The organism is Clostridium sp. CTA-19 (assembly GCF_054767855.1).
Genome location: NZ_BAAABH010000024.1, coordinates 15,986 through 31,905 on the forward strand (window position 1 = coordinate 15,986; position 15,920 = coordinate 31,905).

General features: G+C 29.4%; 9 protein-coding genes and 1 riboswitch. All 9 genes read right to left on the bottom strand.

From position 1 onward, the window contains the following. Nucleotides 1-306: 306 nt before the first annotated feature. Nucleotides 307-3,861 (bottom strand): S8 family serine peptidase, encoded by a 3,555-nt coding sequence (locus tag ACYUE0_RS13085; RefSeq protein WP_460270927.1) that lies wholly within the window; start codon nucleotides 3,859-3,861, stop codon nucleotides 307-309. A gap of 2,357 nt (nucleotides 3,862-6,218) precedes the next feature. Next, nucleotides 6,219-7,007: a lysine 5,6-aminomutase subunit beta gene (kamE, locus tag ACYUE0_RS13090; RefSeq protein WP_061995461.1), complete on the bottom strand. Its 789-nt coding sequence runs from the start codon at nucleotides 7,005-7,007 to the stop codon at nucleotides 6,219-6,221. Beyond that, nucleotides 7,007-8,563 (bottom strand): lysine 5,6-aminomutase subunit alpha, encoded by a 1,557-nt coding sequence (gene kamD / locus ACYUE0_RS13095; protein ID WP_061995460.1) that lies wholly within the window; start codon nucleotides 8,561-8,563, stop codon nucleotides 7,007-7,009. The genes kamE and kamD overlap by 1 nt, the downstream gene beginning before the upstream one ends. A 130-nt stretch (nucleotides 8,564-8,693) precedes the next feature. Next, entirely contained in the window at nucleotides 8,694-10,166 is a 1,473-nt protein-coding gene (kamC, locus tag ACYUE0_RS13100) for a lysine 5,6-aminomutase reactivase ATPase KamC (protein WP_199870320.1), read from the bottom strand. A 2-nt stretch (nucleotides 10,167-10,168) separates the two neighbouring features. Further along, nucleotides 10,169-11,191, bottom strand: a complete 1,023-nt coding sequence (gene kamB, locus ACYUE0_RS13105) for a lysine 5,6-aminomutase reactivase subunit KamB (protein ID WP_460270928.1) — start codon at nucleotides 11,189-11,191, stop codon at nucleotides 10,169-10,171. 73 nt (nucleotides 11,192-11,264) lie between these two features. After that, nucleotides 11,265-12,554, bottom strand: a complete 1,290-nt coding sequence (gene kamA, locus ACYUE0_RS13110) for a lysine 2,3-aminomutase (protein WP_061995458.1) — start codon at nucleotides 12,552-12,554, stop codon at nucleotides 11,265-11,267. Nucleotides 12,555-12,700: 146 nt separating this feature from the next. Further along, nucleotides 12,701-13,744: an L-erythro-3,5-diaminohexanoate dehydrogenase gene (kdd, locus tag ACYUE0_RS13115; RefSeq protein WP_460270929.1), complete on the bottom strand. Its 1,044-nt coding sequence runs from the start codon at nucleotides 13,742-13,744 to the stop codon at nucleotides 12,701-12,703. A gap of 126 nt (nucleotides 13,745-13,870) precedes the next feature. Beyond that, a complete protein-coding gene (kce, locus tag ACYUE0_RS13120; protein ID WP_460270930.1) occupies nucleotides 13,871-14,701 on the bottom strand; it encodes a 3-keto-5-aminohexanoate cleavage enzyme in 831 nt (276 codons plus the stop codon). 288 nt (nucleotides 14,702-14,989) lie between these two features. Continuing rightward, a complete protein-coding gene (gene kal / locus ACYUE0_RS13125; protein WP_010293644.1) occupies nucleotides 14,990-15,370 on the bottom strand; it encodes a 3-aminobutyryl-CoA ammonia lyase in 381 nt (126 codons plus the stop codon). Between the two features lie 175 nt (nucleotides 15,371-15,545). Next, nucleotides 15,546-15,723, bottom strand: a riboswitch (Lysine riboswitch). Nucleotides 15,724-15,920 lie beyond the last annotated feature (197 nt).

The window sequence follows — 15,920 nt, forward strand, 5'->3', positions numbered from 1 at the left end:
TTACTCTTTATACCTTTTACTTTCACAGTAAATTATATAAACATTATACTTTAAAGTATTTTTTTTACAATACAATTAAAGAAAATTTTATCTTTCGTTCATTAATGATGTAATTTATTAGAAATCATTTTTTATATTACTAAAAATTGAATAAAATTATACATTTTACATTTTAAAATGATACTATCACTTCATATTTTTGTTTCTTCTTTAATTTTACTTTAAATTAAAGAAGAAATTGCAAAAGCAATTTCTTCTAAAACCTTTTTTGTTAACAAAAATATAATTATTAATTAACTTTTTGTTCTACTTCTTTATTTCGTAGTTTACCTTGTATTGATTTTCTATAACTACTTTGCCATTTGAATCTTTACATACAACTTTAACTACGTTTTCTCCCTCTTTTAATTTAACATCATACTTAAATATTATTTTCTCTGAATCGTCTTTTACTAATTCTACCTTTTCATTATTTATTGTCATTTCATTTATGCTTTCATTAACTTCTCCTGATATTTTGTAAACTTCATTATCTGATAAAACTTTATTTTCCGCAAAGTTCTTATCAGCAAAATTAATTAAGCCCTGTCTACCTTCTTCTTTAAGCTCTTGTTTAGGTTCTTCTTTTGATAAATCTATAGAAACTGTTCCACCGCCTAAATTATTAGCATAGTCTAAAACTCCTATTGTTATTTCATTATTACCACTTGGGTTTAATCCAGTTATAACCTTGCTATATAATCCAGTATTGCTGTCATATTCTACTTTAGCCTCTGTTGCATCCTTATTTAATTCTCCATTTATTAAAACTGGGAATTTAGCTCTATCTAAAATTCCTGATTCTTCATCTACTGCCTTAAAGTAAACTTTTACCTTTCCATCCCCAAGGTCTTCATATTTTTCAGCACTAAACCAAGGAGACTTAGTATCTACTTTTACTGGAATATCAACCATTTGATCTTTTGCTCCAATAAAATCTATTTTCATTTTTACTCTATAGGTGTATTGTCCATTTGATGCAGTTACAAATCTACCAGTAGAACTATTAAATACTTTTCCATCCCAAACTAAATTAGGAATAACTGTTGGAACTTGACCTTGTTCTGTAGATATTAAATTCTTTCTTAAATTATTAACTTCTCCTAAAGTTCTCACAACTTTTCCATTTGAATCTAAAATTTCTACTTTAACAGATTTAGCATTTCTCATTAAATATAATGCTGGATAAATAACATCATTAACTTTATCACCATTTGGACTTATTGCTATTTTAGATCCGTCATATTTATAAGTTTTATCAGGATTTTCTCCAACAACACCTAAAATATTTATAGAATCTTTACCAAGTCTTCTAACATTACTTAATGCTAAATTTTCTACTAAAACTGAAGGGTATTTTCCATCTGCAATTAGAGTATTTACCAATTTATGCTTATCTTGATCCCAAGCATTATTAGTTATCATACTTTCTTTGTCCCACTCACCATAGAATCCCATATAAGGTATATTTAATGATGGAGCCGCTGAATTTTTAGAATTTAATTTTATATAACCTTCTAAATATTTGTCTTTTTCCATGCTAGAGCCAATATTTAAAGTAACTTCAACTTTTGCACTTTCTTTTGGAGCAATTGAAATTGTATTTTTATCAAAGGTCAAATTTGCTTCCTTATCTGAAAGTATAACATCTTTAATCATTTCGCCGGCTTTATCTTCAGCCCTTTGTGTTAAAACTCCGCCTAAACTTTCTATATTGTATTCTACTTTTTCATTACCATAATTTTTAATATCTAAAGTAAAGGTAGCTTTATCACCTTTTATTTCTTTTAATGCTACAGCTGCTTCACCATTATTAGTCACCATAACTTTATTTTTCACAGCATCTTCAACTTGTATAAGTCCTGCGCCTTGTCTTCTTGGTGAATAAGGTGTGTCACTCTTATCCATCTTCACAGCTGAAGTATTCATCATTATATTTTTAGCATAATCTGTAAGCTCTCTTCCCTTTAATTCTGGTGCATATTTTTTTATAGCTTGTAATAACAATGCCATTGATCCAGAAACATGAGGTGCTGACATTGATGTTCCACTCATAGTTCCATGACTACCTTCATTTAAAGTAGAGAATATTTGTCCACCTGGTGCTGCAACTTGAGGCTTAAATTCTAGACTTGGTGATGGACCCCAAGACGTAAAGTCTGAACAATCTGCTGCATTTGGATTTTCTCCAGTAGAAGATGTTATATCTCCGTTAAAATATACTTTACCATTTTTGCTAGCATCTAAAACTTTTGCTCCTGCATTATTTCCTACAAATATAGCTGGTATTTTAATATTTGGATCCGTAGCCATATTTATAAGTGACTCATCACCATCTACATTATAAATAATTACGCCAATAGCACCTTTAGATTGAGCATTCAGTATTTTATCTGTAAAACCTAATTCGCCTCTTTTTATAAGTGCAACTTTACCTCTAACTGAACCTAAATCTGTCTTATTACCTACTCCACCATCTACTATTTCATAGTCTTTATTGTAGATACTCTCAAAATCAACTTGATGCTCTTTAAAACTTCCTTGTGATACAACTTTACCATTTCCATCTTTAAAAGATATTACCTTGTTAGCAATATTTGAATTTTCATAACTTGCTACCATAAATGCATCTTTTGCAAGTGCTGGATCACCAACAGTTATTTGGTCATTTAAAGTGCCTAGTCCATAAGGGTCAGTTGAATATCCACTATTACCAGCTGAAACTACAACCATAACACCTGCATCTGTTGCTCTTCTTATTGCATCTTGAACTGGATCTGAATCCTTTCTATATCCAGCTGGAGCACCTAAACTCATATTTATAACATCTGCTCCTAGTGAAACAGCATCATCTATTGCAGCTAATTGGTCATCAGAATAAGTGTATTGACCGTTTGCTCCATTTGAAAATACCTTCATTGCTAGTAATTGAACTTCTGGTGCAACACCTTTTACTGATTGATTGCTTTCCATTAATTTTTCATCACCATCTGCACCAACAATACCAGCTACGTGAGCACCATGTGGTGATTTAGCATCTCTTAAATCTACAATTTCATTATTTTTATCTGCATAATTATATCCAAAAGGAATTTTTTCAGTAAAGTAAGTTTCTGCATTTTTATCAGCTTTTAAAACGCCACTTGCTTTTATTCCTTCTACTTTTTCTTTATTTAATTTTAATTTTGAAGAATCATCAGGGTTCTTAAAGTCTTTGTGTTTGTAATCTATTCCAGTGTCTACTATGGCAACTACCATTCCTTCGCCCTTCATGCTGTATTTTTTCCAAACATTTTCTATTTGAGTAAGTTTTCTTGCGCTATTCATATCTTCTGTATATCTTTGAACTTCTACGACTTTTTTAACACCAGGAATACTTTCTATAGTTTTTATATCTTTTCTTTTTATCTCTGCACTAAATCCGTTAAATACATTAGTATAGCTATGTCGTATATTGACATCTTCCAAATTAGAAACAGCATCTTTTACTGGTTTTTGGGAATCTTCAACCATAAGCCTTTGGCTTTGTGTAACTTCTCCAGTTCCTTTTAACATCTCTTGTGCAGATTTTCCTTTAACTTCAACAATAACTCTTATAACTTCTTCTTGGTTTTCATTGTTTTTTAATATAGTATCTACTTCTGGTAAATAAGATTCAAAATCTTTTAAAATCTTTTCTTTTGTTTCTACTGATAAAGGCATATTTAAAAGTTTATCTGCTTCTTCTGCCTTTGCCATACTAGGAATTGAACCCATTGTTAATGATGCTAATAATGCCACTGTTATAACCTTGGATAAATTTTTTCGGAATTTATTGTGCATAAATTCTCTCCCCCTTAGATTTTAAATTTTTTAATAAGGCATATGAAAAGAAATAAAAAGTCAAAGATTCCAAGCATATTTGTCACGAGACAAAGAGATGAAATCTAGCCATAGTAAGGCTATGTCTGGATTTTACCAACAAAGTATTCATGGCAAATAAATAAGAATACTAGCTTATTATTTATTTGATTATGCCTAAACATATAAAAATAAAATATTTTTTAAATTCATATGCTATGTACATATGGGGATCTAAACTATTAACTAACTACAGTTGTACTTATTTTTCTCAACTGATAACAAAAATTTGATGTATAAATTTAAATTGGAGCTTGTATCCCTATAAATATATCCTAATAATAGTTAAATATTTTTAAGACATGCTGTGAATTTTGGATACAATTTTAGTTGTTTTTATATTTAAAATTAACTATCTAATCTATTAATTATTTATAGATCCAAGTATAGCTCCATAGCAAGTGGAATATATTCATTTTAAAATATCTATAACCATTTAAAAATTTTCCGTTAAGTTTGTGTATAAATATTCCATTTGTTAAATTTACATTAACTTTTTGTTGTATATTTATTAAATTAGATTTACTAATAATTATGTTGGGATTTTAATGTACTTTAAATAATTACAGTAAGACTTTAAGATGTAATTTTAAAGTAAACTATATGTGCTTTCAAAATTTTGATGTGATATACTTTTTAGCAAAACAAACTTCTAAAAATATATTTAAATATGTCTTTAATTATTTTTTATACCTTGTAATACTTAAATTCATGTTATATTTTTATTATACTTCGCTACTTTTTCTTTGCAATATTGTTTCTTATGATTTATTTAGATTTTTATTTTTTTATTTTGTTACTATTACTTTTTCGACATTTTCATATTAAATTTTGTTTTTCCCTTTATTTGATACATTTTTACATTTTAATTTGTATCTTATTCAATTGCAACACTACATAGATACATTCTTATTTAAAATTAACAATATTAATCCTGTTTATTTATTCGTGAATACCTTATATTTAAACAATATAATTTCCAAAATAATTTTACTATTAGTACTGAATTACCCATTTTTTTTAGTTAGAATCCAATACTTTATACTATGTTATAACTTTGAAAATACCATTTCAAAAAATTTTAGTACTTATATATAATAAGATAAAATGCCTGAACAACAAATATTTTTATTTTATCCCCATAATAAAATAAGCAAAGAACCACTACCTCTATATTAGTTTTAGTGAAATTTTTAAATAAGCAATTACTACTAGTGTTGGCTCCATCACAAATGGGACTTCTTTAATTAAGAGTTAAGAGAGTTAAGAGTTACTAATTATGGTTATTACTACTCACTTCGTTCCTAGTAATGCTAAACGTATTTTTTTAATTTGGTTTTACTAACAAAATCTAAGCAAGCAATCACTCAAAGTTCTATTTCCATCACAAGAGGGACAGACGCGTAATTGGCTACTTTTCTGTACTTTAGGCTTGATACTTTTGTTGATTTTAGTTTTTCTCCAATGATACTCGAAGTCGGTCCCAAACCTCTATGCAGCAAAGCTACTATTTTAGGACCGGCTTCGATTGCTTTAGATTTTATTGATAACATTATGATTTCACTTTAAAAATTACTCATGGAAAATATACTTAGATACGCCTGTCCTTCTTGTTACGGCTGCGAACCTTGAATATAGCTTTTGTTTGTTTAATATCATAAACTTAGAATTTAATCCCTATATTTCAAAGAAACTGATACTTCAGTTTCCTCCATAATTGTCAAATGTCAATTGTCCTTTGTCAATTATATAATTTGTTACGGCTGCACACTTTAAAAATATTACATATTTTCAGTTAAGAATTAAGAGTTAACAATTAATAATTATTGTTATTACTACTCACTTCCTTCCTAGTAATGCTAAACGTATTTTTTTATAAATTTGCAAAGCAAATTATATTTATAGATTAAAAAGAAAGTGGTTTCCACTTTCATCCTGAACTTCTAACTATTAACTCTTAACTATTTAAGGGGACTGGCTAACTTTTTTTATTTATGATAACTAAATTTGAAGAGTTACTCTTTATTTTATGGGTATACACCATTCGTGCCTGTCCCATTTGTTACGGCTGTGAACTTTGAATATAGCTTTTGTTTGTTTAAATATCATAAACTTAGAATTTAATCCCTATAGTTCAAAGAAACTGATACTTCAGTTTCCTCCATAATTGTCAAATGTCAATTGTCCTTTGTCAATTCCTAAATAAATTGTCAATTTGTTAAACTCTTGTTTTCCAATTAAAAAAAGAGCTATCCTAAAGATAACTCTTTTCATATATTTTATTGTAGGCCTCTTGCCACTATTTCTGTAACAGCAAATGATGCAACATCATCAGCATATTTTCCTGGTCCAAATCCAGCATCATAACCAAGTTCTTTAGCTAACTCGTGAGTTATTCTTGGTCCACCACAAACTAATATAACTTTATCTCTTAATCCTTCAGCTTCTAAAAGCTCTACAAGATTTGTTAAGTTTTGTATGTGAACATCTTTTTGAGTTACTGTTTGAGAAACTAATAAAACGTCAGCTTTAAGTTCTATAGCTTTTTTAATAAATTCTTCATTTTCAACTTGGCTTCCTAAGTTGTAAGCATCTATCATGTCATATCTTTCAAGACCATAATGTCCTGCAAAACCTTTCATGTTCATGATAGCATCTATACCAACAGTATGAGCATCTGTTCCTGTACTTGCACCTATAATTACAACTTCTCTTTTTATATGTTCTTTTATATATTCGCCAACTTCTTTCATGTCCATTGTATCAACTTCTACAGTTTGTACATGAATTTCTTCATAGTTTACAGTATGAATTAATGACCCATAAACAACATAAAAAGTAAATTCTTTATCTAGTGCTTCATGATGAGCTACGTTAGGATCTTTAAGTCCCATAGCTTTAGCTAATTGTATTGCAGCTTCAACACCTTTTTCATTATCCTCAACTGGAAGGGTAAAACTTGTTTGTACTTTTCCGTCATTCATTGTATCGCCATAAGGTTTAAGTTTAGTCAAATCAAGAGTTTTATCAAAATCTTTATTTTCTGTTGAATATAATCCACCACTCATTATTTGTCCCCTCCTAACATTAATTCTATAAATGGGTTGAAGTAACCTTCTTCTCTTTCCACAACACCTTGAAGTCCTTTTCCACCATTGAAAGGTCTTCTGATTCCTGCAAATTTACCTTGTTCTATAGTAGTAAATAGACCTTCTTTTTCTATCTCATTTAGTAAATCAGCAGCTTTTCCTAGAACTTCTTCTACTCTTCTGTCCATTATTCCGTCTTTTTTGAATGTGACTTCGCTTCCTAAATCTTTCATTGTATTAAATATATATTTAGCATTTTCTATTGAAATAGCTCTATCACTCATAAATGGAGTGTGTATAGCTTCTGTTAACATTCCAAGAAGATGTAATTTTTGTCCTGTCATTATTGTAACCATGTTAAATAATGCATCTTGAACTTGTCCTTTAAATATGTCTCCAGTCATAAATTTAGTTGGAGGCATATATTTTAATGGAGCTTTTGGGAATATTTCTCTTGCCATTTGAGCTTGTGCAAGTTCATATAAAAATCCATTTTCAACATTTGGATTAATTTCAAAAGCATGTCCAAGTCCCATTTGTTCTTCTGGTAATCCTGCGAATAAAGCAAATTGCTCATTTATAAATTGAGAAGCTAAAACAGTATGTGCCTCTTCTACTGCATCTGCTGTTGTTAAGTAGTTATCTTCTCCAGTATTTATTATAACTCCTGCATAACCATTTATTATTCTTGAGAAATATTGATCTACTAGAGTTCTTTGCATGTTTATATCTCTAAATAGTATTCCATAAAGCGCATCATTAAGCATTACATCTAGTCTTTCCAATGCTCCCATAGCTGCTATTTCTGGCATACAAAGTCCTGAGCAGTAGTTACAAACTCTTATGTATCTGCCTAATTCTTCTCCAACTTCATCTAAAGCTTCTCTCATAAGTCTAAAGTTTTCTTGAGTGGCAAAAGTACCACCGAAACCTTCAGTTGTTACTCCATATGGTACATAGTCTAAAAGACTTTGACCTGTAGTTCTTATAACAGCTATTATGTCTGCACCTTGTTTTGCAGCCGCTTTAGCTTGTATTATGTCTTCATGTATGTTTCCTGTTGCAACTATAACATATAAATATGGACCTGTTTTATCACCAAATTCTTTTAAATAATCTTCTCTTTTTCCTCTGTTAGCTTTTATTGTAGTTACTGTTTCTTTAGCAATTTTAGATATAGCCATTTTTATTTCAAAGTCATCATGCATAGGTAATTTTGTTAAATCTAATTCACCTTTTGAAACTTTTTCTGCTATTTCTTGTGGAGAAAGTCCTGTCTCTACCATAGCATTACCAATAAATTTAGATGCTCCAATTCCTAAACCATTTCCATTTTTTATGTTCTCTACAACTACATTTGGTAGTGGAACCCCAAATTCATCTACATTATCAATTCCAAGTAATCTACAAATTGTTCTTTCAACTGCAACAGTTGTATGTCTATCTATAAACTCTTGAGTATCCTTAGCAATATTTTTTGCTGATTCTCTAGCTTTGTTTACAAGTTCCCAATTTAAGTTTAATTTGCTTTCCATTGCCATACCCCCTATAAAATAATAATAATAATTAAAATTAAGAATTAAGAATTGAGAATTTTATTTTTATTAGACAAGAGACAAATGAAACAAAATGAAATTTTATTCCCAATTCTTAATTATTTCTAGCTTATGCCTTTTGTTCTTCATAAAATTCTTTTGCTATATCAACAATCTCATTATCAAGACCTAATAACATAGCTATGTTTAAAGCATCTTTAGGAACTTTATCTTCCTTTGATACCTTTTCTAATCTATATTCCATATGCTGTTGTATAGTCTCTACTGATTTTGTCTTATTTAAATCTATCTTATATTTTAGACTTTCAAAGTCCATATTTTTAAGTCCAATAACTTGGTAATGTTCCATGTTTTCTTCAACAATTCCATCATAATGAGTGGATATTAAACTAATAGTTGAAAAGTTATTTAAATATAAAGCTAAGGATTTTACAAGATAAAAACCTTCTTTTGGATTTGTTCCTCTAGCAAATTCATCTAATGCTACAAATCCATCTCCTCTTTTTACACATTCAACAACTTCTTTTAACTTTATAATCTCTGCTCCAAAAGTACTAAGACCTTTAGATATAGATTGCATATCATCAGATATGAAATGTATAAAGTCTAAAATTGGGAAGGTGGCCTCTTTTGCAAATACGAAGAATCCCATTTGTCCTAAAAACAAATTTAGAACTATAGTTTTTAAAGTTACACTTTTTCCTCCCATATTTGCTCCAGTTATTACTGTTGTGCCGCTTTTTATAGTAATTGTTTGATTGGTAAAATTCTTTCCTTTTTTATTTAAAACACTTTTTACTTCTGGATTAAAAGCCTCTACAAGTTCAATATTCATATGGTCTATAATATTAGGCCTTATAGCATTATAATCAATTGCCATTTTAGCTTTTGCTATTTTAAAATCAAGGATTCCTATACATTTTATGTTATATAATATGTTCTCTCCAAACTCTTTCAAGGATTTTGTAAGAGCTTGTCTTATTCTTAGTTCCTCATTTTCCTCTTCAATTACAAGTTTTAGTCTTTCTTCTTTTAAAGTACATACTGTATCATCATCATCTGTTGAAAATATCTTCTTTTCTATATTTGATTTTTTTCTTCTAACTTCTTTTAAATCATTGGAATAATCGTCATATATATAAAAAGTAGGTATATTCTTATCTTCTGGATCTAAAATTTTTATAACTTCTTTAAGAGAAATAAAGTTTATGGATTCAATTTGTAAATTTAAGTCTTCTATAATTATTTTTAGTTCTTCTATAATCATGGAAAAATATTTTATTTCATATAATTCTACTTCATCTAAGGTTTCTTCTTTTAGCATTCTTTTTATAGAATTCTTTATATCTTTTACTTTTCTTAAAAGTCTTTGTACTTCACTAAATTTATCTTTATTGTCATTTATAGCCTTTATAAGCTTATCTAAATCATCAAGTTCAACAATTAAATTAGCTCTTTCATCTTTTTTATATGGTTTTAACTTCTTTTTTTCTTCTAAACCATAAAATGTTATAGTTTGTAATTGTTCCATAAGAAAATCAAAACCAATTTGTTTTTTCTGTTCATTATCTAAAAACTTCATTACTATACTCCTCCAATTACATCAAAAACAGGTATATCAAGTTCTTCTTTCAAAGCATCAACAAATTTCTGCTTATCAAACTCATATCCATATGGAGATTTTGGATTTGTTGTAACACACAAAACCTTTATAGGACTTAAAACCTTAATAACTCCTCCTTGTTTTGTAAATTTGTATAAATTATCTTTTGATAAAAATAATTTAGTTCCATCTTCACAAAGGAAAGTTATCTTTTTATAAAAATTAGTAGATTTCATAATTCCTTCTATAACGCTATCTGTTAAAACTCCTCTTATAAGGACATATGCTACGTTTTCATCTAAAAGTGATGATACTTCTTTTGCTGCTTCTAAAGAAGTTTTTATATTTAGAGATTTAAAAGTCAAATCTTTAAATATAATTCCAACCCTTTTATCTTCAAACTCTTCATTGCATATCTTTAATATATCTTCATTTGTTTCATGGGGTAAACTTAGAAGATTTACAGTATGCGAAGTTTCCTCAACAACTTTTCTCATGCTCCTTGAAAGTGCTGCTCCGGTGGATAAAATAGTAGCTTTTGTTATCGTGGGAGATGCAAAAGTCTTTCTACTTAAAGCACCATCAACAATTACTAAGTCGCATCCAAAGTCTAAAAGTTCATTTTTTATATCTGCCATATAAGAGTTTACAGAAGGACCTCCTAAATCAACATATCCGTCACTTAAGGCCCTACATATAACAATCTCACCCATTGGAGTGTGTATATTAGTAGTTTTTAAAATTTCTCTAGTTATATCGCTATTGAATAAACATTCTTTAGCTGTAGCTATAATTGTATTCTTTTCAACATAAATCCTTGGTTTTTCAGTTGCTGTAACTCTATCTAGTTCTTCTCCATCACGGCCAATTGAAGTTAATCCAAGAGTATACTTGCCCCTTGTATCTTCTAAAATTTTATTTAATGTAGTGGTTTTTCCTACATTTTTGTTCATGCCAATGATAGATAAACTTTCATAGCCTCTTATTAAATCTAAAATATTCACTAAACTCTCTAATTAAGTTAAATTTTAGAGAAAAGAGAGAATACTCTCTCTCCTCTTTTAATTAACTTTAATATTAGTTTGTTTTACATGAAGCAACTTCACCACAGCTACATTCGCTTCCAGCATGTCTTTTATTTCTTTCAAGACCTACTGGTTCCATAGCCATTGCTTCTCCATTTAATAATCCAGCAACTCCAACCTTATGAGTTTGTTTTTCGCCTCTGCAAGATTCGCAGTGACAATCAGATGTATAATCTGAAGGTTGAGTATAAGTAGTTATAACACCTTCAAAGTTTCTTAATATAACTTTTTCTGGACTTTGAGAGATAACGTAGTTTGGCATAACTGGTGTTTTTCCACCACCACCTGGAGCGTCAACAACAAATGTTGGAACACAGTATCCAGAAGTATGTCCTCTTAAAGCTTCCATTATTTCTATTCCTTTAGAAACTGGTGTTCTAAAGTGTTCTAATCCCATTGATAAGTCACATTGATAAATGTAGTATGGTCTAACTCTTATTTTTACTAACTCATTAACTAGTTTTTTCATAACATGAGCACAGTCATTAACACCTCTTAGTAAAACACTTTGGTTTCCTAGTGGCACTCCTGCATCTGCAAGCATAGCACAAGCTCTTGCTGAATCCTCAGTTATTTCATTTGGATGGTTAAAGTGTGTATTTAACCATACTGGATGGTATTTTTTAAGCATAGAAACAAGCTCTGGAGTAATTCTTTGTGGAAGAACTACAGGTGTTCTTGAACCTAATCTTACTATTTCTACATGTGGAATTTCTCTTAATTTACTTATGATATACTCTAAAGTTTTATCATCAACTAATAAACAATCTCCACCAGATAATAATACGTCTCTAACTTGAGGTGTATTTCTGATATATTCTATTGCTTTATCAATTCTTGCCATTGGCATAGCATCATCGCTTTGTCCTGCAAATCTTCTTCTTGTACAGTGTCTGCAATACATTGAGCACATATCAGTTATTAATAATAAAACTCTGTCTGGATATCTATGAGTAAGTCCAGGAACTGGTGAGTCTGTATCTTCATGTAATGGATCTTCAAGATCTGCACAAGATTTATTAAGTTCTAAAGCTGTTGGTATAGCTTGTTTTCTTATTGGATCATGTGGATCACTAGGATCAATTAATGATAGATAGTAAGGAGTTATAGCCATTCTTAAAGTTTTTAAGCATTGTCTAGCTCCTTCTTCTTCTTCTGCAGTTAAAGGTATGTATTTTTTTAATTCTTCAACTGTTTCTATTCTGTTTTTAACTTGCCATCTCCAGTCATTCCATTGCTCGTCAGTAACATCTTTAAATAATTCATATCTTCTATTTACCATGATTATTTTCCCCCATTATTAAAATATTTTTTCTATGCTTTTAAAAAATATTATTTTGACAACCCTGTTTTTACAATGTTTTTATTATTTTATAATTGAAACCAAAAATTTCCCTATATTATTAAAATAAATCTTCAATTATTTAATTAAGCGTATAGTTCTGTGAACATTTTTCTTAAGTTCTCATTTTCTCTTATTTCTTGAAGAGTTATTTCTGCATGTCCTATAGTATAGCCGTTACCAACCATCATAGTTACGTCTTTACCTACACCTTCAGCTCCTAAAGCTGCTTTTGCAAATCCTGTTGCCATTGAGAAGAAGTAAACTGTTCCTCCATCTCTAACAGGTAATATTGTTGACATTTCTGTATTTTGTACATTTACACAGTTAAATGAAACATCAACTTCTTTTCCATCGTTATGAGCTAAAGCTTTTTCCATAACTTCAACTGGTTTAGTTGCGTCTCCTATAACTATTTCTAATGTTGGTCCAAAGTCTAATTTTTTAAGTCTTGCAGCTTCATTTTCATCTCTAACTAATGCAATAACTCTTCCTGTTGGTCCAACTCTTTTAACTGCTTCATAACAGCAAAGCATTCCTGATTTACCAGCTCCACCTAGTATTACTACTGATTCACATGGTTTAACAAGTTTTGCAACTTGTGCTGGTGCTCCAGCTACATCTAGTGCAGCTAATGCTAATGTTTCTTCCATATCTTCTGGAAGTTTTGCATATATTCCACTTTCAAATAATACAGCTTTTCCTTTTATTTGAACTCTGTCTATTTCTGGTTTAATATCTATTATTTCTTCTATTTTTAATGGAGTTAATGATAAAGATACTAGTGTTGCTATCTTATCTCCAACTTTTAAATCTATTTTTCCATCTAATTCTTTTCCTATTTTTTCTATAGTTCCTATTAACATTCCGCCTGATCCAGTTACTGGATTTTGCATTTTCCCTCTTTCAGCAACTATTTCTAATATTTTAGCTTTTATTTTTTCAATATCATGTCCTGCTTCTTCCTCTATTTGTGTAAAACTAGCAGAATCAATATTTAAAGCTTGTACATCTATTAATATCTCGTTATCGTAGATGTTCATATCATTGCTTATTTTTAATGCTGGTTGTGGTAATACACCTTTTGGTTCTATAACTCTATGTGTTCCGTATTTGCAACCTTTATTCATAATTATCCCCTTTCAAAATCACGTTTTTTAACTACGTTTTTTCTATCCGTTTTTTATAATATTTCTCTATATAATTAAATTCCCCAAAATAACTATATTAAACTTAACCTAACCCTAATTTTTACCTTACTCACTTAGCGGTTTAAGGTTTAACAATTCTCTAGCTTCAGCTGGTGTTGCTATTTCTCTGCCTAGTTCTTTTGCTATTCTAGCTACTTTTTCAACTAATTGAGCATTAGATTCTGCAGGCACACCTTTTGATATATATACATTATCTTCAAATCCAACTCTTACATGTCCTCCAGCAAGCATTGACATTGCAGCTAATGTAAATTCATTTCTACCTATTCCTGAAACTGTGTAAGTACTTCCTGCTGGTATACTGTCCTTCATGAATAAGAAATCTCTCATGTCTGCGCTTATACCACCGTTTACACCCATTACAAAGTTAAAGTGCATAGGTTTTTTAATATAACCTTTTTTTTCTAATCTTATTGCCATATCGATCATACCTTTATCAAAAACCTCTATTTCAGGTTTTACATTAAAAGCGATCATTTTTTCTCCGAATTCTTTTATTGTATTTTCTGTATTAACAAAAATTTCATCTCCACCGAAATTACAAGTACCACAATCAAGTGTTGCCATTTCTGGTTTCAATTCAACTGGTTGAAGTCTTTCTGCATTAGACATTCCAACCGCTCCACCTGTTGAAGGTTGAATTATAACATCTTTACATCTTTTTCTTATTTCATCAATGCAAGCTTTAAATCTATCTTTACATTGAGTTGGTTTACCGTCATCTTCTCTAACGTGTAAGTGAATTACACTTGCACCTGCTTTATATGCTTTATAAGCTTCTTCCCCTATTTCTTCAACAGTGTAAGGAACATTTGGATTATTTTCCTTTGTTACTTCTGCTCCACATATAGCAGCTGTAATAATTAACTTATCCATATTTTTCCCCTCTTTTCAAAACACATTAATAATTTAATTTGGCGTCTGTATACACATACAAATAAATTATTGTTATTTTTTTAACAAGTTTTTTATAACTAAACGTTATCATAGTCTGTTTAAAATTTTACTTTATTCAGATAGTCTTTAGAACTTCCCTGTAATAAAGGTTTTTTCCATAATCTATTGATATTTTTAACCCTTTTAAACGTTCTTATTGAAATATTAATATATTAAACAATTTACTAAATCTTTTTATATAAAACTTTCATTCTATTTCTTATTTTCTTATTTTCTTTTTTTATCTTTTGGTACTACACAAGTTCCGCTAGCTTTACAAACAACTATTGGTTCTTCTAATACGTCACAAGCTGAATCATTTATATCTGGTCTTGGAACTATAACTTTTCTAGCTTCAAAAACCATTTTTCTTGAACTATTTCCTACTTTAACGATTTCGCCTACAGCTTCTATATAATCCCCTGCATAAACTGGTGCTAAAAATTCTACGCTATCATAAGCTTTAAATAATCCTTCATCACCATCATTAATGATTAATAACTCTGTTGCTACGTCTCCAAATAATTGTAACATACGAGCACCGTCAACTAAGTTTCCACCGTAATGTGCGTCATGAGCACTCATTCTCATTCTAATAATAGATTTCATATGTAATCCACCCCCATATAATAATTGAAATACAATGTTTTGTATAAAATAACTTTATACAAAATAAAAAAGCACTGAAAATTTCAGCACTTATCAGAGCATTATATAACATATTCTTTTAATTTCAAAAGATTATATAATACCCATTGATGCAATGAAATTTAACATAATTCATCACACAAATAGCGCACCATAAAATCTTATGACAGTTGCAGAAATATCCTTTCTACACCCAAGATTAAATTTAAGAACAATTTTAATCTTTCGGCAAATAAACCCTTCACAATTATTATCAGTGGTTCTTCACTTTATCACATAATTGTTAGCCTATTATTTGCTCCTCTATTTATGTACAATATTTAGTTTGGCTATAGAATAAATTCAAACGGTAAATTCACCGTCTATATATATTATAATATTCATTGTTTTAAAAATCAATATTATTTTCAGAAAATTTATTTTTGTTTCGACAATTTTAAGTTAAGTTAAGTATTTTTCGATTAATTTTTTATATATTTTTTTATATATTTGAAATTAAACAGCTTTTAGT

Coding starts and splice junctions, on each gene's coding strand:
- ACYUE0_RS13085 (WP_460270927.1), bottom strand. CDS start 3,861: ATGCACAATAAATTCCGAAAAAATTTATCCAAGGTTATAACAGTGGCA.
- kamE (WP_061995461.1), bottom strand. CDS start 7,007: ATGAGTGGTGGATTATATTCAACAGAAAATAAAGATTTTGATAAAACT.
- kamD (WP_061995460.1), bottom strand. CDS start 8,563: ATGGAAAGCAAATTAAACTTAAATTGGGAACTTGTAAACAAAGCTAGA.
- kamC (WP_199870320.1), bottom strand. CDS start 10,166: ATGAAGTTTTTAGATAATGAACAGAAAAAACAAATTGGTTTTGATTTT.
- kamA (WP_061995458.1), bottom strand. CDS start 12,554: ATGGTAAATAGAAGATATGAATTATTTAAAGATGTTACTGACGAGCAA.
- kdd (WP_460270929.1), bottom strand. CDS start 13,744: ATGAATAAAGGTTGCAAATACGGAACACATAGAGTTATAGAACCAAAA.
- kce (WP_460270930.1), bottom strand. CDS start 14,701: ATGGATAAGTTAATTATTACAGCTGCTATATGTGGAGCAGAAGTAACA.
- kal (WP_010293644.1), bottom strand. CDS start 15,370: ATGAAATCTATTATTAGAATGAGAATGAGTGCTCATGACGCACATTAC.